This is a genomic window from Chitinophagaceae bacterium (assembly GCA_016710165.1).
In the GTDB taxonomy this organism is placed as follows: Bacteria; Bacteroidota; Bacteroidia; order Chitinophagales; family Chitinophagaceae; genus Ferruginibacter.
The window spans coordinates 121,013-147,056 of record JADJLJ010000005.1 but is presented as its reverse complement, the minus strand read 5'-3'; the positions used below and the strand labels follow the sequence as shown (position 1 = coordinate 147,056).

Sequence of the window (26,044 nt, the reverse complement as noted above, 5' to 3'; positions counted from 1 at the left end):
AATAAAAACGAAACTTAATAATTAAAGCCTTTCACTTAAATTTGAAGGGCTTTTATTTTTATCTTTGCTTTTGGACCTAAGGATATGAAAAAAATAGAACTGGAAATAGTTGCCTTGTCGCACAGCATTACTCAAACACATTCCTATGCGGTGGTATTGGGGGAGATAAACGGTTTGCGCAGGTTACCGATCGTTATCGGCGGTTTTGAAGCACAGGCCATTGCCGTGGCGCTGGAACGCATGAGCCCAAGCAGGCCCCTCACCCACGACCTGATGAAAAATTTCATGATGGCCTTTAATGTTGAATTGCATGAGATCGTGATCAATGATCTGCAGGAAGGCATCTTTTACAGCAAGCTGGTCTGCAGTTCTGCAAATGACACCGTTGAAATTGACTCCCGTACATCCGATGCACTGGCATTGGCCGTACGTTTCGGTTGCCCCATTTATACCTACGACAGCATACTGGACCAGGCAGGCATTTTGATGGAGGGCGAAGAGAAAAAACAAAAAAGCACCCCGGTGACCACAGAAACAGGAGGCAGCGACGACCTGAAATCATTATCGATGGAAGAACTGGATGCTTTACTTGCTGAAGTGCTGGACCACGAGGATTATATCAGGGCCATTGCCATCCGGGATGAGATAAAGAGCAGGAAAAAGAAATAGTAAATACCGCTTCTCTTTCGCAAACACAGCAATCATTCTTAATTTTTAATTCCTAATTTTTAATTCTTAAATGATTGTTTTCCCTAACTGTAAAATAAATCTTGGCCTTAATATCCTCCGGAAAAGAGAAGATGGCTTCCACGACCTGGAGACGGTTTTCTACCCCCTCCCTTTTACAGATGCACTGGAAGCAATAGCAGATCCGGCCGGAAATATGGAAACAAGCTTTACCGCAAGCGGTTTACATGTGGAAGGGACTGCAGGGGACAACCTCTGTGTAAAAAGCCTACCAGTTACTGAAAAAAGATCTTCCCCGGTTACTTCCTGTAAAAGTTCACCTGCATAAAGCCATTCCCATGGGTGCAGGCCTTGGCGGCGGCTCAGCCGATGCTGCGTTCATGCTGAAACTACTGAATGAGAAATTCAAACTAAACCTCTCCACTTCTGAACTTTTGCACTACGCCCTCCGGCTCGGCAGCGATTGCCCTTTCTTCATCATCAATAAACCCTGTTTTGCAACGGCACGTGGAGAAAGGCTGGAAGAGATCGCCCTTGACCTGTCTGCTTATAAAATAGTCCTGGTCAATCCCAATATCCATATCAATACCGGTTGGGCATTTTCACAGATCACGCCTGCCCTTCCGCAAAGATCAATAAGAGAAATGATCAGCCAACCGGTTGCAACCTGGGAAAATGACCTGAAAAATGATTTTGAAGAAGCGGTCTTTGCCGCTCATCCGGCAGTAAGATCGGTCAAAGAAGACCTGTACAGGCAGGGGGCATTATACGCATCCATGAGCGGAAGCGGCAGTACCGTATTCGGTATCTTCAATAAAACACCCCCGTTACGTTATATACGGGCAATGATTATTTCCAGAAGATCATAAATTAAATTATCTTGCATAAAATTTAATTCCATCAGCCTGTTGCTCAACATACAGCCTTTCTTACACAGCAACCTCGACCTGCTCAATCATCGAGGATAATCTTCTTATCGTCCCCATTGGGGGCAGTTTTTCGTTCCCCTATCTCTTCCTTTTAAAAAAATGTGTATGAATTCAATTGTAAACATATCCGCCAATACCCAACATTATTTATCGCTGGAAGAAAAATACGGCGCCCATAATTATCATCCCCTGCCCGTGGTGTTAGACCGGGGCGAAGGGGTTTATTTATACGACGTGGATGGAAAACGCTACTACGATTTCCTGAGCGGGTACTCAGCCGTTAACCAGGGACATTGCCACCCGAAAATAATTGCTGCATTAACTGAACAGGCGCAAAAACTCACGCTTACCTCCCGTGCCTTCCACAGCAACCTGCTGGGTGAATACGAAAAGTTCATCACCGGTTATTTCGGTTACGATAAAGTATTGCCCATGAATACCGGCGTGGAAGCTGTGGAAACAGCCATCAAGCTGGCCAGGCATTGGGGATATAAAGTAAAAGGCATTGAGCAGAACATGGCGAAGATCATTGTATGCAGTGATAATTTCCACGGAAGGACCACGGGCATCATTTCCTTCAGCAGCGACCCGGTTGCCACCAATGATTTCGGGCCATTTATTTCCGGCTATGAAAAAATTCCTTTTAATGACCTGCCTGCCCTGGAGAAAGCCCTGCAGGATAAAACGGTCTGCGGATTCTTATTTGAACCGATACAGGGTGAAGCCGGCGTGGTGGTACCCGATGAAGGGTATTACCAGGGAATACGGATCCTCTGCGACGAATACAATGTACTGATGATGGCCGATGAGATACAGACCGGGCTGGCAAGAACGGGAAAGATGCTGGCATGCGATCATGAAAATGTAAGGCCCGACATCTTGATACTGGGCAAAGCATTAAGCGGCGGCGTGTTGCCCGTAAGCGCAGTATTGAGTGATGATGAGATAATGATGACCATTAAACCCGGTGAACACGGAAGCACTTATGGAGGCAATCCATTGGCCTGTGCGGTAGCCATCACTGCCTTACAGGTATTGAAAGAAGAGGACCTGGCGGCCAATGCAGAAGCGATGGGCAGGCTATTGCGCAGCGAACTGGAAAAACTGAATTCTCCTTTGCTTGCCAAAGTAAGGGGCAAAGGCTTATTGAATGCGATCATAATCAAACATACGGACCCGGATGCGGCCTGGGATCTCTGCCTGGCATTGATGGAAAACGGGCTGCTGGCAAAACCAACACAGGGAGATAAGATACGGTTTGCGCCGCCCCTGGTGATCACAAAGGAACAGGTGATGGAATGCGTGGGGATCATTGAAAAAAGTCTGAAACAGTTCATGTAAAAGATAATAAACTTCAGCCGCTGAAATAATCTTCTGCGGTTTTATAACCCCGCAAATTTGTATCTTGATTTCTTTTTGAGAGAACCATGGACACCCACCTTCACCACGAACACATCGAATCGCATTTGGAAAGTTCCGACCTGTTGCGGGACGTGGTGATCGGCATGAGCGATGGACTGACCGTTCCCTTTGCACTGGCAGCCGGGCTAAGCGGCGCTGTTGACAGCAGCAGCATTGTTGTGATCGCCGGCATCGCCGAAATTGCAGCAGGCAGTATCGCCATGGGGCTAGGTGGTTACCTGGCAGGAAAAACAGAACAGGATCATTATTCAAGTGAATTGAAAAGAGAATATGATGAAGTGGAGAACCTGCGGCACCGGGAAATAGAAGAGACCAAAGAATTTTTTGCCAATATCGGTTTAAGCCCGGAATTACAGGAACAGGCCACCGAAGAAATCGCCAAAGACAAAGACCGCTGGGTTGATTTTATGATGAAATATGAACTGGGTCTGGACAAACCTGACCCGAAAAGGGCAACCAAGAGCGCCATGAACATTGGTATTTCTTATATACTCGGCGGCATCATACCGCTAAGCCCCTATTTTTTCATCTCCGATTCTGTTGAAGCCTTAAAGATCTCTGTTATCGCAACCCTCATCTGCCTCTTTGTTTTTGGGTATTTTAAAAGCAGGGTCACCGGTGTCAATCCCTTCTGGGGTGCCGCAAAAGTTACCCTGATCGGCGCCCTGGCAGCCGCTGCGGCATTCGGGGTGGCAAAACTGATCGAACAATAACCAGCACACACTTTATATCAGCAGGCAATCATATTAAATTAACCTGGCCTGCTTCGTAATTTCCCTACGTATTTATTTTTCTGCAAGATCCTGAACAGGTATTTCCACATTTTGTAAAATACGCTGTGGAGAAAAAGTATTTTAATAGCAGAATATTTAAAACCCGGGAACCGTTCGGTTTTAATGATACCCGAAACGTTCATTATAAACAGATCTCATACTTTATGAATGTTAAAAACTAATATTCATTTTTAAAAGTATGGTACGGTTTTTGGCAATGATGAGTAATCCGTGTTCAAAGCAAAAAATGAGATCCTATGAAAACTAAAATTTACATGTTTAGCAGAACCAGGCTACCTGGTGCTGAAAGCCGATCCCAAACAATTCCAAAGACCTTATTCCCATTTACCTAAGCTGCACAAGAGAACTGCAGCCCGGTAGATCATTTAAGCCCCTGTTACCCCAGGCGATCCTGCCAGCAAAATAAAAGCAAATTTGAAAATTTGAGGATGATCTTCAGATAGGGTAACCGTATGCATAACCGGCATACCGTTACTACACTACGCTGGATTTTTCTCTACAAAAAAGCGGTTCATCATCCGATACTTTTTTCTTTTCTCATTTGCAAATTTTGTAAATCAATATTGCTTGTATCAATCCGTACAGTCAATATAAATTCCTTTAGAAACCAAAAATATCCCAATGAAAACTCATCTGCTTTCTTTAAGAAGATCTGTACCTGCGATTTTCTTAACTGCCGGCCTGGTTTTTTTCTTTACCATTGCCGGTTTCGCTGCCACCTATTACATCAGCCCAACGGGTAATGATGCCACCGGCAACGGAACCCTTGTCAATCCCTGGAGAACATTGTTCAAAGCAACGTCCACCGTTACAGCAGCCGGCAACACCATTCACGTGCTGCCGGGTACTTATACCGAAACACAAACCAGTTCGCTCAGGGTAGGTGTAAATCTTGAAGGGGAAGGGATGGCCACTTCGATCATCCTGAGTGCAATAACCGGTGACTGGTCAGCTTTGCTTACCCTTAGTTCGGGCTGGGATACCAACGGCAACCAGACCATTTCCGGCATCACGTTCAACGGGCAGTATGTTTCGGAAACCAACTATAAAACCTGGTGGGGTATCGATGTAAGCGGGCGCAGCAATGTTGTTATCCGCGACTGCAAGATCATGAACTTTTACGACAGGGGCGTTAATTTTGACGGCAACACGGTTTTTAATCCACTTACAGACCCCGGGCATTATGCCACCGGGAATAAATTTTACAACAACACCCTGTTAAATACCGCCCGCTGTACTTTAGGATATGGAGCCGGACAATTAAATATCGGCGGACAACAGGGCATGGAGATCTACAACAACACCATGATCCAGGACCAGCGGGAGGATTTTAAGAACGGATGGCCCATTAAATACTGGGAGAATGGTTGGCTGAAAGGAGTAAAGATATACAACAACACCCTCAAGAAAGCCTATTACAAAGGAAGTTATCCCGGCGAGAACGGGGACTGGGATTTTGCCATTGAACTCTTTAATATTTCGGGTCTGGAAATTTATAACAACCAGATCCAGGGAAGTATTGACCTCAATTACAATTACAAAGGCACGTATAATTTCTGTGCATGGATCCATCATAACACACTTGATCACCCGACGGTAAATACCAATTTTGAGAGCGGCATCATCCTGGAATTTGCAACCGAATCCATCATCATTGAAGACAACATCATCAACAACAGTTGCACCGGTGTGCAGTTCAATACCCGGGGACCCGGTAACAGCGGCGGGTACAACTACCCTGCTCCTGCCGGCGGATACAGCGCCCTTACCAATAATATCATACGCCGCAACCTGTTCAGCAACATATACAGGGGCAATGGAAGCGGCATTGGGCTCTTCAGTGAAGGCACCAACGACCCATATGTAAATGGCCTTTATATTTACAACAACACCATCGTAGCCAAAACAGGAGATGCGCCCTGGTGGGGGATCGATTTCTCCTCGCAGGATAACGGGAACTGCAGCAATATCCAGGTACGGAACAACATCGTTAAAGGATTTGCAGGTGCCTGGATGGTGGGTACCAGCAGTGCTACCAATATTAATACAATGACCGTAACGCATAACGATGCGTGGGCGAATGGGAACAGTAACACCCCTTCCTGGCCTGCTGGTAACCCAACTAATTATACCTATGCCAATAACAGGGCGGTGAACCCATTATTTGTGTCTGCCACCGATTTCCGTTTGCAGCCTTCATCACCGCTGATCGATGCAGGCGTTTATGTGGGTTCTCCTTACGCCGGTACGGCACCGGATGGTGGATACATGGAATTCGGCTCATCCACATTGCCCATTGTGATCATTGATTTTACGGGCAGGGAGCATGCAGGAAAGAACATGTTGAACTGGAACACCGCCTCCGAAGTGAACAGCGACTATTTCAGCATTGAGAGAAGCAACGACGGCAGGACCTATTTTGAAATAGGCAGGGTAAATGCAAGCGGTTTCTCCTCCACAGAAGTAATATACAATTTTACCGATGCAACGCCCCTGGACGGCAATAACTATTACCGGCTTAAGATGGTTGACAGGGATGGCTCACTGGAATACAGCAAAGTGGTTGTGATCGCCAATACGAAAAGCAATATGCTCCGTATAAATTATGCAGCGATATCGGGCAATGCAGGCACAGCCTCTGTGATCATTAACAGTACTACGGCACAGCCGGCAAATCTTTCCATCATAGATATCAGCGGCAGGCTGGTACTTAACAGCGCCATACAACTGCAAAAGGGTAATACAACGATCAATAAGAATATACCCGCTGTGGCAAGTGGTATTTACTTAATACGGGTATCTACATCAACCGAGAACGTGGTGCGTAAAACGATCAGCAGTAATTAACATACCCGGAATTTATACTAAAAGCCGTTTCCAGCTGGGAACGGCTTTTACTTTTTAAATGGTTTATTCTCTTCCCGGGCAAGCCGGTGCTTATTATTACTTAAGATATTCTCCATGGTCCATTCCACTTTCTTCTCAAACGGGAATTTGCGCACATGACAATCAGCTTTTGTACAGATGCTGCAGGAAAAATCAAGGCAGCCATCCGAATGAACAAACAGCTCCACCGATTCCCCGAATTCTTTTTTTACCAACCCGGACAATGCATCGATCTCCCGATGTGCTTCATGTACATTCAGGTACCAGGGCACCGTAAGATGGCAATCAAGATGCAGCCGGCTGCCGTACTTTATGATCCGCAGGTTATGCAGGTCAACCCAGTTCTCCCTTCTGTTTGCATTCAGCATATGCACCAGCTTATCCAGCAACGCCGTATCCGCTTCATCCATGATGCCAGCCACAGAACTTCTTGTGATCTTGTACCCGGTGTAAATGATGAACACAGAGAACAGGATGGCTATCACACTGTCGATCCAGTCCAGGCCGGTAAGCAAAAGGAGGAGTAGGCCTGCCACAATACCCATCGTTGTCCAGGTATCGGATTGCAGGTGCTTACCGCTTGAGATCAATGCCAGGGAATTATTCTTTCTCCCGGTCTTGATACAGAAGTACCCGGCAATATAATTCACCAGCCCGGTAGCTGCCGTGAGGATGATCCCATAATCCAGTTTATTTATCTCGTGCGGGTGAATGAGGTTATTCAGCGCTTCATAAATGATGATGAGCCCGGCAATGGTTATCATTGTTCCTTCAATGGCTGCCGAAATGAATTCAGCTTTTCCATGACCGTATGGATGATCCTTGTCGATGGGCTTGGCAGATACATAAAGGCTGTATACACCTATAAAACCGGCAACTACGTTCACAATACTTTCGAATGCGTCTGTTAAAATAGCAACAGACCCCGTCAGGTACCAGGCAATTGTTTTGATGATCAATAAGACAACCGATAAAGCAGCGATCCGTTTTTGTATCTTCAGGTTGTAAAGCGCTGTCTGCAACGTACAAGGTATTAGGTTTTCAAAATCAGCCAGGTCAATTATCCAGCATTATCCGCTTACCGGGATTTGCTTCTGCAAAAGAAAAAATATTATTGCGTATGATATCGTTGTCTGCAAAAGGGTTTAAAATATTCTTCAGATCTGCCGATGATGCTATTGGATAAGACGCAGGCAGGTGGCCCATGCCCCAGAAACAGCCCCGTTCCACCAGCAGGCATAGCTTTTCGCCCGGGTTGATCCCCTCATCAACCAATGCAAACGTGGGCAACTGTTCATTCAATGCCCCGATCGCCTTCCGGATCTTTTCATTGTACAGCACAGGAGGTTCCAGTTTTTTTTCCTCCGCTTTGGTAAAAGCTGTCTTATCCAAAAAACAGAGTTTTGCATTCAGTTCAAACTCCTCCACCATTTTCTTTACCAGTACAAGCCCTTCATTCAGCAGGTTGAAATTATAGAGCGGGGGCAGGTTCTTTTTCTTCTTATCAATGGCCAGCCGCATATACCCCCGGCTGTCTTCAAAGGAATACAGGGCATATTTCTGAAGCGGCTGCTTCTGGCTTTTATTATACCGGGGCCACAGCCGCTTTATCTCCGTACTTTCCAGAACGATCGCTTCCAGTTCGGTGGCACATTGCTTATACGATACCTTGTGCACATTCCGTATAAAATTCTGGCGCTTGGGGTCGGGATCATTTTGGGTAAAATGACTGCTTACCCTTTTCTTCAGGTTGATGGCCTTGCCTACATAAATGATCTTGTCCTTGTTGTTATGGAAATAATAAACACCCGGCCTGGGTGGCAGTTTGTCAATAAGGGCTTTATCAAGGTTCAGCGGAAGCCATTGCTCGGCAGAACTCTTCTTCAGCATCTGGTCAATATGATTTTGGGCGCCGTTGGCCAGCATGAATTCGAACAACCTGACCGTGGCTTTTGCATCCCCTCCCGCCCGGTGCCTGTTCTCGATATGGATCTTTAAAGAACGGCAGAGATTACCCAGGCTATAGGAAGGCAGCCCGGGAAATACCCGCTTGCCCAAACGAACGGTACATAATTTTTTTGAGGTGAGGTCATAACCCGATCCCTTAAGATGGTGCCTGATGAAGGAATAATCAAAGTTCACGTTATGGGCCACAAATATGTTCTCATGAAGGATCTCAAACAGCACATCGGCAATTTCATCAAATACCGGTGCATCGGCCACCATCTCATTATCGATGCCTGTAAGTGCGGTAATGTAACGGGGAATATCCTGCTGCGGGTTGATGAGTGTCTCAAAATGCTTTACTACTTTTTGTCCATCATGCACATACACCGAGATCTCGGTGATACCGTGGGCAGAAGCATAGCCACCCGTTGTTTCGATATCTACAATGGCGTACATGAGGAACCCCGAAAATACTAATTTAAACAGTGGAAGAATATTTTTTCTGCTGACTAAGTTTGTCATTCCGAGGCACGAGGAATCTGCCAGGCTGCTATACTAAGGCTGACAACTGAACAAGAGCCCGTCAAATGTTTCTCCGCCAACTGGCGGATAACATGACAAACCGAGACAGCTTATGAAATTTTGTTAATTTAGAAACCAAATAAAAGTATGATGGAAATTAAAGCCTTCCCCTTCCAAACGCTTGACTGGTCGGGTATTGAAAAGGAAGAACATACGGGCACCACGGGCATGGCACACCGGAGGGTCTTCAGGATGGGCGATATCCGGGTACGGATGGTGGAATATTCTGCGGGGTATTTTGCCGACCACTGGTGCAAAAAAGGGCATATCATTTACTGCATCTCCGGGGAAATGATAACGGAGCTGGAAGACGGCAGGGAATTCACTCTTTCCCAAGGCATGACCTATCATGTAGGCGATAACTGTGAGGCTCACCGCAGCAGGACGGAAAACGGATGCCGTTTGTTTATTGTGGACTGATTCGTACAGCATGTTTTTTTTCAGCCCCTGTTATCCTCCTCCGCGTGGGTGAATTTATGTACGGCATCCTTATGCCGGATCATTTTTATGGCCTGTATGATGGCCGTGATGGCAAATATGCCGCCGATGACCCAGTTCAGGTATTCCTGGCTGTTGGCGATACGCTGAACCAGCCACCTGCCTCCGAAAATAAAAACGGCATTACCGGCCAGGGTACCCAACCCAATACCGATGATGTAAATATTGTAATGGCTTTGCCGGGGTTCCAGTACTTTTTTACTGAATAATATGGTACTCCACCCAAACCAGAAAGGGATCTGAACGGGGTTGATGGCACACATGAACATCCCGAGCACAAAACGGTGCATGTTGTTCTGCAGCATCACATTTTTTTCAGTGGCCCCGTCCCGGAGTGCTGCAATGAAACTGCCTGCTGCCAGTGCAATGATGATGAACAGGGTGATCCATTCCATGGCCTTCATCAGTTTTTCCTGTTTACGTACCCAGTCGATACCCACCAGGGAGATGCGCACATAGATCATTTCAACCAGCAAAGAACCAAAGGAAAAATACAGGGCATTCATGATGCTTTCCTGGATGCCGATCTGCATGGCAGCCACGTTCAGTGTACCGAGGGGCAATGAACCCAGGAAACTGATGAGAAGACCCCATCCAAAGATCTGGAACAATTTTGGCATCGGGCAAAGATAACAAGCAGGAACAATATCCTGCCATTCATGCGAATGGAAATGGGGAATGAAAATTATTTTTTTGCTAATACAGAAAGCGAAACGGTCAGCTTATCCGACAGGGAAATGCTGCTCCCACCCACACCAAAATCTCTCCGGTTGATACCGAATTCACCCTCAAAAACATATCCCCGTCTTTGGGGCTGACACCAAAGCCAAATTCAACCGGCCTGGTAACGCCTTTGATGGTAAGGTCACCGTACATGTAATACCTGCCGGCAACCGATGACAGCACAACTTTCGTGCTTTTAAAATGGATGGTCTTATGGGTGGCTACATTAAAATACTCAGCCTGGCGGAGGTGATTATCCCTGCTTTCATTATCCGTATCAATGCTGTTGGCATCTACGGATACATCAAAACTGCTGGCAGCTAAATTTTCCGGGGCAAACCGGATCGTTCCTTTCAACCCCTTCAGATCCCCCCGGGTCTTAATGCCGAAGTTCTTTATCACGAAATGCACGTTGCTTCCTGCATCAACCGGGGTTAATACCAATTGCGCTTGTGCAAGGCCCGGGATTCCTGTTAAAAAGATAAGGAATGTAAGGAGTTTTTTCATCTACTAAAATTAATTAAAAACAGCCGGTTCGCTTTTAAAATTTATAGGTCACTCCCAACCCGGCCCCCAGCATCTTTTTCCGGAACCGGTCATTTACATCACCGCCTGGTGTGGTCTGAACCTTTGTATCCGTTGTGAACTCGGCAAAATAAAACTGGATACCCAGTTTCACCCCCCAAGAATCATTCCACGTATAACGACCGAACAATTCACTGTTCAGCGAGCCCTTGTCATTATCACTAATTAACAAAAGATTAAAACCGGTAGGCTTTGCAGTTACCGGTACGCCGGTTGCAAAATTGTTCCCGTAATAGATCCCATCCTGTTTTTTACCAACGGTGAAACCGGCCAGGTCAATATTCAAACCTGCCGAGAATCTTTTGGTGAAATTATAACCAATGTTGAGAGAGATATTGAAAGAGTTCACCTGTGACTTTGGAAATAATACCGAATCAATGTTCTCTTCAATATCTTCGGTAAACAGCACCGTTGGATCCGTTTTGCCGCTGGTTAGCTTTGCGGGGGCAGTCCGGTAGTACAGGTCCGTTCCAAAATAACCCGAGTACCGGGCACCCAGGCCAAGTTCCCATTTTTTTCGTTTTCCAAATTTCCAGTTATGCACATAGGAAAGGGATCCGGTTACCTGGGAAGCCCCAATGCCCACCGTAAGATCAGCAAACCGGTCAACCGGCCTTTTGTTTTTTTTCTGGGCAGTTGCCGATGCCGATAAAAAGATAACAGAAATGATAAGTACCAGGTTCTTTTTCATACATTAAATTGAAAGGTTAACGGGTTGATTGTTATTTTAATTCTGTGTACCCAAACTGGATCCTGTACCGGGCACACCAGATAAGCACATATTTATAATTGGCAATATCCGGTTCCGTCAGCAGTTCGTAATTGAACGTGCCGCTGGTATACTTCGGAAAACCAAGGTCTTTGTACTCCGTAGGGGGCGATGCATGGCTTCCGATTGTTTTGGAAAAATATACATGAACGTCCGGCCCGTTGTTGGAGTTGAAATTCCTGAACACCAGGTATTTTTTAGTGCCCACCTTTTCAATGGTCACATCTCCCCTTGCCTGGTCGCCGGCCTCGCCCCCGGTTAAGCTGCCGCTGTATAAGATCACCGGCTGGGTGCTGTCGCCCGGGTTAACGATAACCTCATTACCATTGGAAGGAATCGTATTTTTTTTACAGGATGCCAGGAATGTCATTCCGGCCACAAAGCAAATGACGGGTAAGTGGAAAAATCTTTTCATGCGTATTTTATTTTGATGTCAAAAATAAAGGGCAGTAGATATACGGATTGTCGCATGAATGACAGTGATGTGTTTTTACAGTTTTTTAACTTTCCCGTCGATACCCAAACCTGCCGGTAAAAAAATAGCCCAGTTGTTTGAAAGACATACGCAGATTTGAATGTACTTTTAAACAAATTTTTAAACCGGTACCCGGAACCAGCTTTAACGGTCTTTTGAACAGCAATGCAACAGATATTATCATCATTGGCGGAGGACTTGCCGGCCTGGTGAGTGCCATCCATTTATCCAAAGCCGGTTTATCGGTTATACTTATCGAGAAAAATGAATACCCGAAACATAAGGTCTGCGGCGAGTATGTCTCCAATGAAGTATTACCCTACCTGCAACAACTTGGAGCAGACCCGATGACAACCGGTGCAAAAAAGATCAACCGGTTCTTACTGAGTACTACCCGTGGAAAAACGACAGAAATAAAACTTCCCCTGGGCGGCTTTGGGGTAAGCCGGTATACACTGGATCATTTTCTTTTTCAGCATGCGGTACAAAACGGTTGTTCAGTAATGCAGGATACTGTTTCCGATGTTCATTTTGAAAATGACATGTTCCGGGTGCAGACCAAAGATGGAAATGAATTTACCGCAAGAAGTGTAATAGGTGCTTTCGGTAAAAGAAGCAACCTGGATGTAAAGCTGGAAAGGACATTTATAAAAGACAGGTCGCCCTTTGTAGCCGTAAAGACACACCTGGCAGGCGATTTCCCGGAAGACCTGGTGGCCCTGCACAATTTTAAAGGCGGTTACTGCGGGATCTCAAAGGTGGAAAATGGGAATATAAATGCCTGTTATATCACCAACTACAGTAGTTTTCAGCAATACAGGAATACGGAGGCCTTCAGGCAGGAAGTGCTTTGCAGGAATCCCCATTTAAAAAGGATTTTCGAAAATGCTGTTCCTGTATTTGAGCATCCCCTGACGATCAGCCAGGTTTCTTTTTCCAATAAGACCACCGTGGAAGGTCATATGCTGATGTGTGGTGATGCGGCGGGAATGATACATCCCCTGTGTGGCAACGGTATGGCCATGGCGATACACAGCGCCAAAATAGCTTCGGAACTGATCCTTGAATATTTCAGTAAGAAGACCATTTCCCGCACTGAACTGGAACATGCATACAACCGGATGTGGAATGCAGCATTCAAGACCCGGGTAACAACCGGCAGGATCGTGCAACCATTTTTTGGCAAAGATGGTCTTACCAGGCTGATCATGTATGGCCTGACACATATTCCGGGAGTATTGCCCGCCATTATAAAACATACACATGGTAAACCGTTGCAGTTAACAACGGATTGAATGGATAGACATGCCACATACTTAAACCGATCCTGAAATGTTCGTGCGTACAACATACCGGAGCCCCGAAGCAGAGATCATGGACGATCTTTCTATGGAAGGCGAAATGCTGCGGAAGACCCTGGACCAGATCGCCGCAATAAATAAATGGCTGGGTGGGAACAAAGCAACCATCCAGGGCCTGCATGCGTTATTGAGGTCCACACCGGCCGGTTCAACTATTTCTATCATTGACCTGGGCTGCGGCAGTGGTGATATGCTGAGGGCCGTAGCGGAATACGGAAAGAAAAATAATTACATTTTTAAGTTGACCGGCATCGATGCCAATGAATTTACCGTAAATTATGCCCGGAAGTTGTCGGCCAATTACCCGGAGATCCGTTATTTAAAAATGGATGTGCTGGCGGATGCGTTTCCAGAACCGGCATATGATATTGCACTGGCTACTTTATTCCTTCACCATTTTAAAAATGAAGAGATAGAAAGGATGCTGGGATCCCTGGCAGAAAAAGCCAGCACAGGCATTGTTATAAACGACCTGCACCGGAGCAGCACAGCCTGGTACCTGTTCAGGTTCATAAGCATTTTCATTTCGAATCCCATGGTAAGAAAAGATGGTGCCATCTCTGTGCTGAGGGGGTTTAAAAAAAAGGAACTGGTGAATATGAGTAAAAAAATAAAGGATACAACCAGTTCAATTCACTGGAAATGGGCCTTCCGGTATCAATGGATAATCAAAAAAACATGAGCGTAAAAATAAAAACCGTAGCAAAGCAATTGCCCCCTCACACCCGGCCTACCTCAGAAATATTACCGCTTATAGAACATTGGCTGACAGGACAAGACGAACGATTCATCCGGAAGGTCATTAAGATCTTTGGCAATGCCGGTGTGGACAGAAGGTATTCCATAATGGGCCCGGAAGAGGTTTTCGCCAATTCCTCCTTTGAAGAAAAGAACGACATCTATGTGCGGGAATGCACAAAGCTGGCCGAAATGTCACTCCGGAACGCATTGGACAAAGCCGGATGGATCGCACAGGACATAGATTACCTGATCACGGTAAGCTGCACCGGGATAATGATCCCCTCGGTTGACGCATACCTGGTGAACCGCTTAAAGATGAAACAGGACATTGTACGCCTGCCGGTCACCGAAATGGGCTGTGCAGCCGGTGTTTCCGGGATCATTTATGCCAAAAATTTTTTAAAGGCCAATCCCGGCAAACGGGCGGCCGTGGTTGCGGTGGAATCTCCTACAGCAACTTTCCAACTCGATGATTTCTCCATGGCCAATATCGTAAGTGCCGCCATATTCGGCGACGGCGCCGCTGCCATATTATTATCCTCCTGCCCCGGAGATGAGGGCCCGGAGATCATTGCGGAAGAAATGTATCATTTTTATGATGCGGAATACATGATGGGTTTCAAACTCACCAATACAGGCCTTCGCATGATACTGGATGAGACCGTACCGGAAACCATTGCAGCACATTTTCCGAAGATCGTTCATCCTTTCCTGGAAAGGAACAATTCAAACATCGGCGAAATCAATAATTTTGTTTTTCATCCCGGCGGAAGAAAAATACTGCAAACGGTGGAAGAATTGTTTGGTTCGCTTGGAAAAAATATTGATGATACAAGGGAAGTATTGAAACAGTATGGCAACATGTCGAGCGTGACCGTACTGTATGTACTGGAACGTTTCCTGGACAGGGGGGTACCCAGGGGCGAGATGGGACTGATGCTGAGTTTTGGCCCGGGTTTTTCTGCACAAAGCATTTTATTGAAATGGTAAAGGAATTTGAAAATAAAAATTACTGGGCACTCATTCTCGGGGGTTCTTCGGGATTGGGCCTGGCCACAGCCAAAAAACTGGCCATGCATGGCTGCCATATCATGGTTGTACACCGCAACAGCAAAACAGACATGCCGGCCATTGAACAGGCGTTTGCACAGATAAAAGCAACCGGTGTTGATCTTTTAGCGTTCAATAAAGACGCCATGCAGGCGGAAAAAAGAGATGCGATCCTTAACACGATCCGGGAAAAACTGGGTGAACAGGGAAAAATAAGGGCGCTTGTGCACAGCATTGCAAAGGGCAATTTAAAACCGATGACCGGTAATGAACAACCTTCCTTGCAGAATGATGATTTTCATCTGACGCTGGAGTCAATGGCCATCAGTTTGTATGACTGGACAAAACTGCTTTATGAGAACAAACTATTTGCAGCCGATGCCAGGGTCATCAGTTTCAGCAGCGAAGGAAATACAAAAGCGTTCAGGAGCTATGCTGCCGTATCGGCTGCCAAAGCTGCACTGGAAGCCATCACCCGGAATATTGCACTGGAATTTGCCCCCTACGGTATAAAAGCAAATTGCGTACAGGCCGGCGTTACCGATACCGCTTCGTTCCGGATGATCCCCGGGCATGAGCAGCTAAAGGCACATGCAATGGACCGGAACCCCTTTAAACGGTTAACAACCCCTGAAGATGTGGCAGATGTTGTTTATCTTTTATGTAAGGATGAAGCTGCCTGGATAAACGGAAGTACTATCATAGCAGATGGAGGCGAACATATAAATTGAGCAATGACTACAAAAGAAATATTGAACCTGCTACCCTACTCTCCACCCTTTTTGTTTGCCGATGAATTGCATGAAATAACAGAGAGCGGAGCAAAAGGAAGTTACACATACAAACCCGAAGAATGTTTTTACCAGGGACATTTTAAAGATTTCCCGGTAACGCCTGGAGTCATTCTTACAGAAACGATGGCACAGATCGGCGTTGTTTGCCTGGGCATCTATTTATTAAAGGATGATATTGCAGCCGGAACACCGATGCCAATGATCGCCCTTAGTTCTGTTGAAGTGGACTTTCTTGCCCCTGTCTTTCCGGGTGAAAAAGTAACGGTTACATCTCAAAAAAAATATTTTCGTTTCAATAAACTGAAATGCGAAGTGGAAATGAGGAACGCTTCGGGTGAAATTGTCTGCAGCGGTACCATTTCCGGGATCATAATATACAACAAGTGAGCAACCGGGTAGTTATAACAGGTATTGGCGTGGCTGCACCAAACGGTGTCGGTATCCCGGCATTTACCTATGCCATAAAAAAAGGTGTTTCCGGTATCTGTTTTTATAAAGAGCTGGAAGATCTGAAATTTTCCTGTTGCGTTGGCGGCATCCCACCTGTGCCGGAAGAATTGAAACAACAGTACCTGTCCCCGCTCCAATTAAGGAATTTTAACAGCTCCGGTATCCTATACGGCTGTATGGCCGGTATGGATGCATGGAATGACGCCGGTTTGGTCATGAGTGGAACGGAAGATCCTGACTGGGACAGCGGAACCGTGTTCGGCACCGGTACTTCCGGTGTAGAAAAATACAGGGAGGCCATTTATAAAGTAGATGCCGGTAATGTTAAGACACTGGGAAGCACCACTGTTCTGCAGATCATGGCAAGCGGGATATCTGCTTATTTAAGCGGAATGATCGGGCTCGGAAACCTGGTCACCACCAACTCATCTGCCTGTTGTACCGGCACCGATGCTGTTTTAATGGGGTTTGAGCGCATACAATCCGGGAAAGCAAAGCGGATGCTTGCAGGAGGATGCAGTGATCATGGTCCGTATATCTGGGGCGGCTTTGATGCCCTGAAGGTAACTACTTATAAACATAATAACACCCCGGAAAAAGCATCCCGGCCCATGAGTGCAACGGCAAGCGGCTTTGTACCGGGAAGCGGCGCCGGTGCCCTGGTATTGGAATCATTGGAAAGCGCTTTGGAAAGGGGTGCAGGAATTTATGGAGAAGTACTTGGGGGTGCAGTTAATTCAGGCGGACAAAGAAGTGATGGTACAATGACCGCACCGAATTCAACGGCCGTACAACGCTGCATTAAAACGGCAATTGAGAATGCAGGGATCACTGCGGATGAGATAGACCTGATCAACGGGCACCTGACAGCAACCTCAAAAGATGCCACCGAAATAAAGAACTGGTCGGAAGCATTGAACAGGAAGGGAAAGGATTTTCCTTATATCCATTCCTTAAAATCCATGACCGGCCATTGCCTCGGCGCTTCAGGGGCTATTGAATGCGTGGCCGCTGTATTGGGACTGAAAAATGATTTCATCTTCCCTTCCATCAACTGCGAGGACATACATCCTGAGATCGCAGCGTTGATCGGCCCGGAAAAAATACCGCAAAAACTTATAGAAACAGATAAATTGCAGGTGATCGCCAAAGCCAGTTTCGGATTTGGCGATATAAACAGCTGCATCATCTTTAAAAAATACAATGGATGACCAATGAAGAATTAATAGGATCGCTGAAAGAGATCGTTAAGCCCTATGTAAAGGACCAGGAAGGATTTAAGAACCTACATGAAAACTCCGACTTCCTGAAGGACCTCAAGATCAATTCTGCCAACCTGGTGGATGTGATCCTGGATATTGAAACGGCTTTTGACATCATCATCGACAATGAGTCGATGGAAAAAATGCTCACCGTAAAAGCAGCCATGGAGATCATAACCGCCAAACTCAGTGAGAAATGACCGGCAATGATATCGTAGATATGGCCACAGCGGCTGCCGAAAGCAACTGGAAGCGGAAAGGTTTTTTAGAAAAAGTATTTACGCCTCAGGAACAACGGTATATCCGGGAAACTGCATCCCCCGATGAAATGGTCTGGAAGCTCTGGAGCATGAAAGAAAGCGCTTACAAAATTTACACCCGGCAATACGGCGGACGGTTTTTTGCCCCGCTAAGATTCAACTGCACGGTTTTGAACGGATCAGCAGGAATGGTGGAGACCGGTAATATCACTTACCATACAGTTACCCACTCTTCCAAAAAATATATTTACAGCATAGCCAGGCCTGCCGGGGCAGTCAAAGTTCCTTTCACAGGTTGTTGCTTCCGGGCCCCCCAGCATGATCACAGGAGCCAGCAAGAATTCATTTATAAAAAACTGGTCTCCCATTATGCGGTGATCTCCGGGAAACAAAAAAACAAGATAGCAGTCATTAAAGACAGGAACGGCATCCCTTATTTACATTACATCGGAGAAGAACCGGGTATCCCCGTTTCCATCACGCAGCATGGCCGGTATGCAGCGTACACTATTTACTAAGCGTTCATTGAGGGTTGATACCGGTATTACTGCATCTCAGCATCAACGGCCCTTATCACTTTAAAATGGGCATTGATCTCCGCCAGGAATTTTCTTCCTTTTTGAAAAGGCCAGGGCTTTATTCCCTGCCGGCTGTTGTGTTTACATATTTCGTAAAGCGCTTTCCAGTGCTTCAGGATTTCTTTGTAGGCCCCGGGCAAGGTATAGCCGGTATCATAAAAATGGTTGGGTTCTGCGCCGCAGCCGTTGTATTCCAGTATGGTGAAGTTCTTTCCGTTCTTCAGGTCTTCCACATTGGTGCACATGATGTCGTACCGGCCATAAAAAAAATCATTGATGCGGTGGCTGATATCATCAAAAATACTCACCAGCCTCTCATCAATATGCTCTTTCAGGTCAACAAAGTGGGCGCCGCGGTTATGATTGGCAGCATAACTAAGCATATACTTTTCTCCTGCAGGAATAACATCATTCCAGCGGTTCTTATGTTTGCTGTGCATCTCCCCCATCCTTTTATGCCCCTTGGGATGTTTTTTGACCAGTTGTTCCAGCGTATCCTTTCCATTGCCGGTGACCTGCAGGGGGATCTTATGCAGGAACCCGGTTACCCTTCCATTTTTTTGCAGCGGATGGCGGACATAGAACACACTTACTTCCATTGGATAACTTACCAGCGCCTGTATAATGTATTCGACCGGCATTCTGGAATGATAATGCAACAACTCTTCTTCCGTATCGATCTTCCGGAACAGGATGCCCTGGCAGCCCACTTCGGGTTTTACAACAAAGGGATATTGAATGCCGCTTTGCTGCAACAATGCTTTCACTTCATCAAAATGCAGCCGGGGCATGACATTGAAAGTTCCCGGGTACATTTCTTTGGGCAGCAGGTCATACATTTCCTTCTTGGGTTCCCCATCCATACCACCGAAAGTGATCTTTGGATTGCTGGGTGTAAAGAACCATACAGAACCGGAACGGATCATATACCAGACCCACATGGGGGCGATGGGCGCATAAAGCAACCTGAAGGGCCAGGCTTCCCAATTTGTTATTCGCTGAACGATATTCTTCACTGGCACAAAGATATTTAAAATGAAGCAGGCAGGGTTATATAAATACATTGAACCATACAGGACACATATGAATACAACCATGTGCCAACCTGAACTTCTATGTTCCTATGTGGTTCAAAAAAGAATATTTTACTTTTGCAGAAGCAGTATATTGCAGCATTCATCAAATCCTGATAAAAATTATTGTATGCATGTTCCAACAATGGCCGAAATGATGGCAAAGGGCGAAAGCCCCGAAGTATTATTCTGGGTTGGCTGTGCCGGAAGTTTTGACCAGCGGGCACAAAAAATAACCAGGGCATTTGTGAGCATCCTGGATAAAGTAGGCATCCGATACGCCATCCTGGGAAAAGAAGAAATGTGTACCGGTGACCCGGCCAGGCGTGCAGGCAACGAATTCATGTTCCAGATGATGGCATACCAGAACATACAGGTCCTGAACGGGTATGGAGTAAAGAAAATTGTAACGGCCTGCCCGCATTGTTTTAATACCCTGAAAAATGAATACCCCGAACTGGGAGGCAATTATGAAGTGATCCATCACGCCAGCTTCCTGCAGCAACTGATCGATGAAGGCAAGATAAAAATGGCGGAAGGCGGAACGTACAAAGGGAAAAAGATCACTTACCACGACAGTTGTTACCTGGGCCGGGCCAATGATATTTATGAAGCGCCCCGTAAGGTACTGGAAGCCCTGGATGCTTCCCTGGTGGAAATGAAACGATGCAGGAGTAATGGCCTTTGTTGCGGTGCCGGTGGTGCACAAATGTTCAAGGAAGAAGAAAAAGGGACCACCCGTATCAATTTTGAACGTACCAACGAAGCCCTGGAAACCGGTGCTTCTGTGATCGCCGCTGCCTGCCCCTTCTGCAATACCATGATGACCGATGGTGTGAAGAACAATAACAAAGAGGAAGAAGTGCAGGTACTGGACATTGCGGAACTCGTAGCCTTATCAATGAAGAATTAAAAATGAATAATGAATTTAGACTTTCAATCACACATACCCACTGATCTTAACGACAACTCGCGGGTGTGGATCTATCAAAGCAGTCGTTTATTCTTTATCAGCGAAGCCCTCCAGATGGAACACATGCTGAATGAATTTGTGGCCGGCTGGAAAAGTCATGGCGCCCCGGTGAAAGGATATGCCAATCTATTCTTCGGGCAGTTCATCGTGATCATGGCCGATGAATCAGACACTGCGGTCGGCGGCTGCAGCACCGACAGTTCTGTTCATGTCATCAAAGCCATTGAAGAAAAATTCCAGGTACAGATGTTCGACCGGCAGAGCCTGGCCTTTGTTATTAAAGACAAGGTACAGCTGCTCCCCCTTAACCAACTGGATTATGCGGTTCGGAATGGCTTCGTTACGCCCGGAACCCTGTATTTCAACAATACGGTTCTTACCAAAAAAGAATTGCTGGACAAATGGCTGATACCGGTAAAAGACAGCTGGCTTGCCAAACGACTGGATCTTGCAGCAAAGACCGGTTAAACAATTCCCGTTATTTCTTCTGCAATTTCTTCAGCAGTTCCTCCCTGCCCGATTTTTTAGGATTCTTCCTGAAGATATAGCTCAGGGCGATGCGGTAGTTCCTTGTGTTGGTAGTACTGAAACTCTCCAGGCTGAAATTACTTCCGTACGTAAAATTCCTGTTCTGCTGCTGGCGGAAGGGATCAATGATGTTGACCGTTATGATGAACCGTTTGGCGAAGAACTTGCGTTGAACCCCAACATTCATGCTCAGTGTATTTCGTATCGTTCCCTGCGGGTTGGCAAACCGGTTGAATGTAAAACTTGCATTGGCATTCATAACATCGGTGAACTGGTAAGTGCCGTTCAGCGTTGAGTAAAAGGAACCCCCATTGCGGAAATACCGTACCGACCGGTCGTACAGGCTGTACACATTGTACGTATATCCAAAACTCAGGTTGGCCTTGGCTTTCTTGCTGAGAGTATAACCTCCCCAGATGCTGGCTTCGTACTCCTTTCTTCCGCTTATGTTTTGCCAGGTGGTAAAGGTCTTCCCGTCGGGCAGCAGGGTTCTTATTGAACTGTAAATATCCTGCAGGGCATTGTATCCAACCGAGGCATTGATGTTGTACTGTTTATTCCACTTGCCAAAGATCAGGTCAAAATTATCGGCATAATAAGGCTGCAGGTAAGGGTTGCCGGAACGGGTGTTGTACGGATCCGCATAGTCCGTGCTTGGGTTCAGTTCATTCAGGCGGGGCCGTTGAATGGTCCGCTTATAGCTGAATGTAATGCTCACGTCATTCGTCCATTTTTTCATCAGTGTACCAAAGGGCAAAGCCGACCAGTAATTATTCGGGTAACGTTCACTGCTGTTCCTGATATCGAAACTGGTAACGGTATGTTCTGCCTGCAACCCGGCATTGATATAAAAGTCGGGCATAAAATCATACCGCACAGATGCCCGCAACCCGAAAATGGTCTGGTGAAAAAGAAAGTCGTTGCTCAGCAGTTCATTCTTCACAAAAATATTCTCCGGTTTCTTGTAAAACGCGGTGTTCAGCACATTAGTTCAGGTACTGCTGGTAAAAATCCCGTTCATTATTGTATGCATTGTAGTTCAACCCGCCGATCAGTCTTAAAACCTCTTTCGGGTTCTTTCCCTTATAGGTATAGGTAATATTGAAGTTCGGATTCCAGCTCTCATTGGATGTACCGGTGGTACGGTTGCTCAGTTTATACACTTCGTAGAACCGGTTCAGGTTGCTGTACCCGGTCTCATTCTCACTGGCAGAATTGTTGCTGTTGTACTGCGATGTGAAATTCAGGCTGTTCCGCTTGTTCAGGTCATAATCCACACTCAGCCGTATGTTTGGCCGCCGGTTATTATTACCGCTGTTGCCAACCGTATTGAAATAGGTAGATGAATCGGTATAAAAATTCCGGCGGTTACTGTAACTGTTGCCCTTGTATTCATTGTATCCAAATCCCGCTGAAAAATTAAGCGTGAATTTATTCTTCCGGTAGGTCATGTTGCCACTGATGGCTGCTTCGCCCCGGGTGCCATAACTCACATTTATCCGTGCATTAAACCCAACCTTCCCCTTCCTGGTAACAATGTTTATCACCCCGCCCCGTTCATTGGCGTACTGCGGTGGCGGCGTGGTCATCACTTCTATCTTTTCGATCATACTGCCCGGCATGCTCTCCAAAAGATCCTGCAGTTGTTTTGAATCCAGTTCCACCGGTTTATCATCGATCAGCACTTTCACTTCCTTCCCCCGCAACAAGATCTTGCCGTCGTTATCAACATTCACCAGCGGTGTCTGCTTCAGCAGTTCGGTGGTGGATGCCCCCGAACTGAGTGCCGATTCGCCTGTATTGAATGTGAGTTTGCCGTCCTTGTTCTCGATCAGTGGCTTCTCTGCATATACCACCACTTCATCCAGGGTAGATGTTTTTTTATTCAGCCGGATATCATTCAGGTCAAAATCGAACCGCTCCTGCCGGATGTTGATGCTGTCAAGGGAAAGATTTGCATACCCGGTTGCACTCACCTGCAGGCGGTAGTATCCAAACGGCAGTTTGTCGAAAAGGAAATCCCCATCCTTTCCGCTCGGCTGGCTGCGCTGGACCGATGAATCGGACAAAAGAATGATACGTATACTGGCTCCTGCAATGGCCTTGCTGTTATCCGCATCCAGGATATTGCCGATCACAATTCCGGGATCGGGTTTGGTGTTTTGTGCAGTCAAGGCAGCGGGAGAACACAGTAAAAGAAAAAAAAGGGCTCGTTGTAACAATGGCTGTTGAATAAGAGACAAAATTAACGAATCATAGCTTTTGGTAATCGGATTTATACATAAAAGGGCCGATACGACTTTAACCGGGCGCTGCCCGTCCTCCCCTTTTACCGCTAACATATTTTGTATGGCTGTTTATACAAGGTTGCCTAATTTTATCCACTCAAAAAATCGAAAATCTATGAAACGAATTGTATTTGTACTCGTGCTGGCCGGTTTTTTCGTGGCACCTCCGGTATCCATAGCACAACAGGCCCGTAAGTTCATTGATCCCGCCAATATGGACCTATCAGTAAAACCCGGCGACAACTTTTATTTATACGCCAACGGAAACTGGATTAAGAACACACCGATCCCGCCTTCAAAAATAAGATGGGGAAGTTTTGACAAGCTTGCTGAAGAAAGCTCCCAGGCACTTAAAGGCCTGCTGGAAGAAGCAGCAGCCAACCCCGGCAGGAACGACCTGATGAAACGGGTGGGTGATTTTTATGCCAGCGCCATGGACAGCGCTGCCATTGAAATGCTGGGGGCCCAACCCATTAAACCATACCTGGATGAGATCGAGAAACTCCCCTCAAAATCACAGGTGCTTGACCATATCAATTACCTGCGCTCCAGGTCCATCTCCGCCCCTTTATATACCATTGGCGTACGACAGGATTCAAGAGACATAACCAAATATATTATCGGCATCGGCCAGGGCGGTACCACATTACCCGACCGGGATTTTTACCTGAAGAATGATGCCCGCAGCCAGAAGATAAGAACGGAATACACAAAATATATTGCCACGTTGTTTACGCTTTGCGGCCTGGAGAATTATAAGGCACTTGCCAATGCCGCCACCATCATGCAACTGGAAACCGCTATTGCAAATGCACAAATGAGCCGGGTAGAAATGCGTGACCCTGTTAAGCTGTACAACAAATTCTCTGTAGACGGTCTCAGCGCCAAGACACCCAACCTCAACTGGCAAACCATTTTAACCCAGCTTGGCTATAAGACAAAACAAGACAGCCTGATCGTGAGCAACCCGAAATTCATGGTCTTCATTGATTCATTGCTGGCCGCCACTTCCCTGGCCGACTGGAAGGTTTACCTGCAATGGGGTGTAATGAAGGGCGCTGCTCCCTACCTGAGCAAAGCATTTGTGGATGCAAACTTTGCCTTTAACCAGGTAATGAGCGGACAAAAAACGCAAACACCCCGCTGGCAGCGCATGAGCGGACTGATCGACGGTCAACTGGGCGAACTGCTCGGACAGCTTTATGTTGACAAATATTTCAACCAGGCGGCCAAGACAAGAATGCTGGAACTGGTGAACAACCTGCAGGAAACATTTGACAGCCGCATTAAACAACTTGACTGGATGAGTGCCGAGACCAGGCAGCGTGCCCTTGCGAAACTGCATGCCTTCACGAAAAAAATTGGTTTCCCCGACAAGTGGAAGACCTACGACGGGCTGGTCATTAAAAGAGATGATTTTATCGGCAACATCTGGCGTTGCAACCAATGGAACTACCAGGATAATATAAACAGGCTGGGTAAGCCCATAGACAAGACAGAATGGGGGATGACGCCACCAACAGTAAATGCGTATTACAGCCCGGTAAAGAATGAGATCGTTTTCCCGGCAGGTATACTGCGTTTCCCCTTCTTCGACTTTGAGGCAGATGACGCCATCAACTACGGAGGCATTGGCGCCGTGATCGGTCACGAAATGACCCACGGTTTTGATGACCAGGGCCGCCAGTATGATGCCGATGGCAGCCTGCACGACTGGTGGACAAAGGCCGATGCCGACGAATTTAAAAAGCGGGCCGACGAAGTGGTGGCCCAGTATAATGGGTATGTTGTACTGGATACCCTGCATGTGAACGGCAGACTGACCCTGGGTGAGAACCTCGCCGACCTGGGCGGACTCAGCATTGCCTATGAAGCATTTAAGCATACCAAACAGGGCAAGAGCAATAAGAAGATCGATGGCTTTACACCTGACCAGCGTTTCTTCCTGAACTGGGCGCAGGTATGGCGGAATAATATTCTGCCCGAAGCAGCCGCACAGCGCATACTTACCGATACCCACTCACCGGGCGAACACCGTGCCAACGGACCGCTTACCAATATGGAAGCATTTTACAAGGCCTTTGACCTGAAGGAAGGAGATAAAATGTATAAAGCACCGGAGAAGAGAACGAAGATCTGGTAAGACCGGTTGAGCAGCTATTTTAAACGGGGATGCTTAAAAAAGCATTCCCGGTTTTTATTACATTATTTGTAAATTGAACCGCAAAGCAGTTCTTGTATTGATTCCTGCTGAATATGAATGAAGATGTAAACCCGGTTACGTCAATACAACAACTCCGGATCAGGCCGGTATTATCGTTCTGACCTTGCATATGCCTATACCCAGTAAACCTTTATTCTGAACGGGGAAGCCGAAAACCATCCAGAG

General features: G+C 46.5%; 25 protein-coding genes and 1 pseudogene. 17 read left to right on the top strand and 9 right to left on the bottom strand.

Annotated elements, in window-relative coordinates; all coding sequences use genetic code 11:
• The first annotated feature begins 84 nt into the window (after positions 1–84).
• From IPJ02_16730 to IPJ02_16710, 5 genes and pseudogenes are all read left to right on the top strand, one after another.
• Positions 85–669, top strand: a complete 585-nt coding sequence (locus tag IPJ02_16730) for a bifunctional nuclease family protein (GenBank protein ID MBK7377125.1) — start codon at positions 85–87, stop codon at positions 667–669.
• Positions 670–739: 70 nt separating this feature from the next.
• Positions 740–1,556 (top strand): annotated as a pseudogene (locus IPJ02_16725) (4-(cytidine 5'-diphospho)-2-C-methyl-D-erythritol kinase).
• A gap of 165 nt (positions 1,557–1,721) precedes the next feature.
• Entirely contained in the window at positions 1,722–2,957 is a 1,236-nt protein-coding gene (gene rocD, locus IPJ02_16720; protein ID MBK7377124.1) for an ornithine--oxo-acid transaminase, read from the top strand.
• Positions 2,958–3,043: 86 nt separating this feature from the next.
• The gene (locus IPJ02_16715) at positions 3,044–3,751 is read left to right on the top strand and encodes a VIT1/CCC1 transporter family protein (protein MBK7377123.1); all 708 of its coding nucleotides are present in this window, start codon (positions 3,044–3,046) and stop codon (positions 3,749–3,751) included.
• A 702-nt stretch (positions 3,752–4,453) separates the two neighbouring features.
• Positions 4,454–6,679 carry a T9SS type A sorting domain-containing protein gene (locus IPJ02_16710; protein MBK7377122.1) on the top strand — a complete coding sequence of 742 codons (2,226 nt, stop codon included), beginning with the start codon at positions 4,454–4,456 and terminating at the stop codon, positions 6,677–6,679.
• A 47-nt stretch (positions 6,680–6,726) separates the two neighbouring features.
• On the opposite strand, the gene IPJ02_16705 is transcribed toward IPJ02_16710, so the two are convergent.
• Together IPJ02_16705 and IPJ02_16700 are read right to left on the bottom strand one after the other, a co-directional pair.
• Positions 6,727–7,740, bottom strand: coding sequence for a cation transporter (locus IPJ02_16705; GenBank protein MBK7377121.1), 1,014 nt, complete (start codon positions 7,738–7,740; stop codon positions 6,727–6,729).
• Positions 7,741–7,774: 34 nt separating this feature from the next.
• Positions 7,775–9,121, bottom strand: a complete 1,347-nt coding sequence (locus IPJ02_16700; protein ID MBK7377120.1) for a GIY-YIG nuclease family protein — start codon at positions 9,119–9,121, stop codon at positions 7,775–7,777.
• Positions 9,122–9,337: 216 nt separating this feature from the next.
• Here IPJ02_16700 and IPJ02_16695 point away from each other — a divergent pair, with 216 nt between their 5' ends.
• Entirely contained in the window at positions 9,338–9,667 is a 330-nt protein-coding gene (locus IPJ02_16695; GenBank protein MBK7377119.1) for a DHCW motif cupin fold protein, read from the top strand.
• 20 nt (positions 9,668–9,687) lie between these two features.
• Here the strand turns inward: IPJ02_16695 and IPJ02_16690 are convergent, their stop codons facing one another.
• The 4 genes from IPJ02_16690 to IPJ02_16675 all read right to left on the bottom strand — a co-directional run bounded on the left by IPJ02_16690 (position 9,688) and on the right by IPJ02_16675 (position 12,237).
• A complete protein-coding gene (locus IPJ02_16690) occupies positions 9,688–10,365 on the bottom strand; it encodes a LysE family transporter (protein ID MBK7377118.1) in 678 nt (225 codons plus the stop codon).
• Positions 10,366–10,462: 97 nt separating this feature from the next.
• The gene (locus IPJ02_16685; GenBank protein MBK7377117.1) at positions 10,463–10,975 is read right to left on the bottom strand and encodes a YceI family protein; all 513 of its coding nucleotides are present in this window, start codon (positions 10,973–10,975) and stop codon (positions 10,463–10,465) included.
• 34 nt (positions 10,976–11,009) lie between these two features.
• Positions 11,010–11,744, bottom strand: a complete 735-nt coding sequence (locus IPJ02_16680) for a hypothetical protein (protein MBK7377116.1) — start codon at positions 11,742–11,744, stop codon at positions 11,010–11,012.
• A 31-nt stretch (positions 11,745–11,775) separates the two neighbouring features.
• Positions 11,776–12,237, bottom strand: coding sequence for a DM13 domain-containing protein (locus IPJ02_16675; protein ID MBK7377115.1), 462 nt, complete (start codon positions 12,235–12,237; stop codon positions 11,776–11,778).
• Between the two features lie 215 nt (positions 12,238–12,452).
• Between IPJ02_16675 and IPJ02_16670 the strand changes: the two genes are divergently transcribed.
• The 8 genes from IPJ02_16670 to IPJ02_16635 are packed head-to-tail and all read left to right on the top strand — an operon-like array spanning position 12,453 to position 18,733.
• On the top strand, positions 12,453–13,592 hold the full coding sequence (locus tag IPJ02_16670) for an FAD-dependent oxidoreductase (protein ID MBK7377114.1): 1,140 nt from the start codon (positions 12,453–12,455) through the stop codon (positions 13,590–13,592).
• A 37-nt stretch (positions 13,593–13,629) separates the two neighbouring features.
• Entirely contained in the window at positions 13,630–14,340 is a 711-nt protein-coding gene (locus IPJ02_16665) for a methyltransferase domain-containing protein (GenBank protein ID MBK7377113.1), read from the top strand.
• Entirely contained in the window at positions 14,337–15,389 is a 1,053-nt protein-coding gene (locus IPJ02_16660; GenBank protein ID MBK7377112.1) for a type III polyketide synthase, read from the top strand. Before IPJ02_16665 ends, IPJ02_16660 begins: the two co-directional genes overlap by 4 nt.
• On the top strand, positions 15,383–16,180 hold the full coding sequence (locus tag IPJ02_16655) for an SDR family oxidoreductase (protein ID MBK7377111.1): 798 nt from the start codon (positions 15,383–15,385) through the stop codon (positions 16,178–16,180). The genes IPJ02_16660 and IPJ02_16655 overlap by 7 nt, the downstream gene beginning before the upstream one ends.
• Positions 16,181–16,183: 3 nt before the next feature.
• Positions 16,184–16,630 (top strand): beta-hydroxyacyl-ACP dehydratase, encoded by a 447-nt coding sequence (locus IPJ02_16650; GenBank protein ID MBK7377110.1) that lies wholly within the window; start codon positions 16,184–16,186, stop codon positions 16,628–16,630.
• On the top strand, positions 16,627–17,904 hold the full coding sequence (locus IPJ02_16645; GenBank protein ID MBK7377109.1) for a beta-ketoacyl-[acyl-carrier-protein] synthase family protein: 1,278 nt from the start codon (positions 16,627–16,629) through the stop codon (positions 17,902–17,904). The genes IPJ02_16650 and IPJ02_16645 overlap by 4 nt, the downstream gene beginning before the upstream one ends.
• Positions 17,901–18,155, top strand: coding sequence for an acyl carrier protein (locus tag IPJ02_16640; GenBank protein ID MBK7377108.1), 255 nt, complete (start codon positions 17,901–17,903; stop codon positions 18,153–18,155). The genes IPJ02_16645 and IPJ02_16640 overlap by 4 nt, the downstream gene beginning before the upstream one ends.
• Positions 18,152–18,733, top strand: a complete 582-nt coding sequence (locus IPJ02_16635; protein MBK7377107.1) for a 4-phosphopantetheinyl transferase family protein — start codon at positions 18,152–18,154, stop codon at positions 18,731–18,733. The genes IPJ02_16640 and IPJ02_16635 overlap by 4 nt, the downstream gene beginning before the upstream one ends.
• A 26-nt stretch (positions 18,734–18,759) precedes the next feature.
• On the opposite strand, the gene IPJ02_16630 is transcribed toward IPJ02_16635, so the two are convergent.
• Positions 18,760–19,815 (bottom strand): hypothetical protein, encoded by a 1,056-nt coding sequence (locus IPJ02_16630; GenBank protein MBK7377106.1) that lies wholly within the window; start codon positions 19,813–19,815, stop codon positions 18,760–18,762.
• A 181-nt stretch (positions 19,816–19,996) separates the two neighbouring features.
• Between IPJ02_16630 and IPJ02_16625 the strand changes: the two genes are divergently transcribed.
• The gene (locus tag IPJ02_16625) at positions 19,997–20,779 is read left to right on the top strand and encodes a (Fe-S)-binding protein (protein MBK7377105.1); all 783 of its coding nucleotides are present in this window, start codon (positions 19,997–19,999) and stop codon (positions 20,777–20,779) included.
• 9 nt (positions 20,780–20,788) lie between these two features.
• Positions 20,789–21,307: a hypothetical protein gene (locus tag IPJ02_16620; protein MBK7377104.1), complete on the top strand. Its 519-nt coding sequence runs from the start codon at positions 20,789–20,791 to the stop codon at positions 21,305–21,307.
• Positions 21,308–21,317: 10 nt separating this feature from the next.
• On the opposite strand, the gene IPJ02_16615 is transcribed toward IPJ02_16620, so the two are convergent.
• Together IPJ02_16615 and IPJ02_16610 are read right to left on the bottom strand one after the other, a co-directional pair.
• Complete coding sequence (locus IPJ02_16615; GenBank protein MBK7377103.1) at positions 21,318–22,352, bottom strand: TonB-dependent receptor family protein; 1,035 nt, start codon at positions 22,350–22,352, stop codon at positions 21,318–21,320.
• Between the two features lies 1 nt (position 22,353).
• Positions 22,354–23,541 carry a TonB-dependent receptor gene (locus tag IPJ02_16610; protein MBK7377102.1) on the bottom strand — a complete coding sequence of 396 codons (1,188 nt, stop codon included), beginning with the start codon at positions 23,539–23,541 and terminating at the stop codon, positions 22,354–22,356.
• Between the two features lie 328 nt (positions 23,542–23,869).
• Between IPJ02_16610 and IPJ02_16605 the strand changes: the two genes are divergently transcribed.
• Positions 23,870–25,798: a M13 family metallopeptidase gene (locus IPJ02_16605; protein ID MBK7377101.1), complete on the top strand. Its 1,929-nt coding sequence runs from the start codon at positions 23,870–23,872 to the stop codon at positions 25,796–25,798.
• Positions 25,799–26,044: the final 246 nt, after the last annotated feature.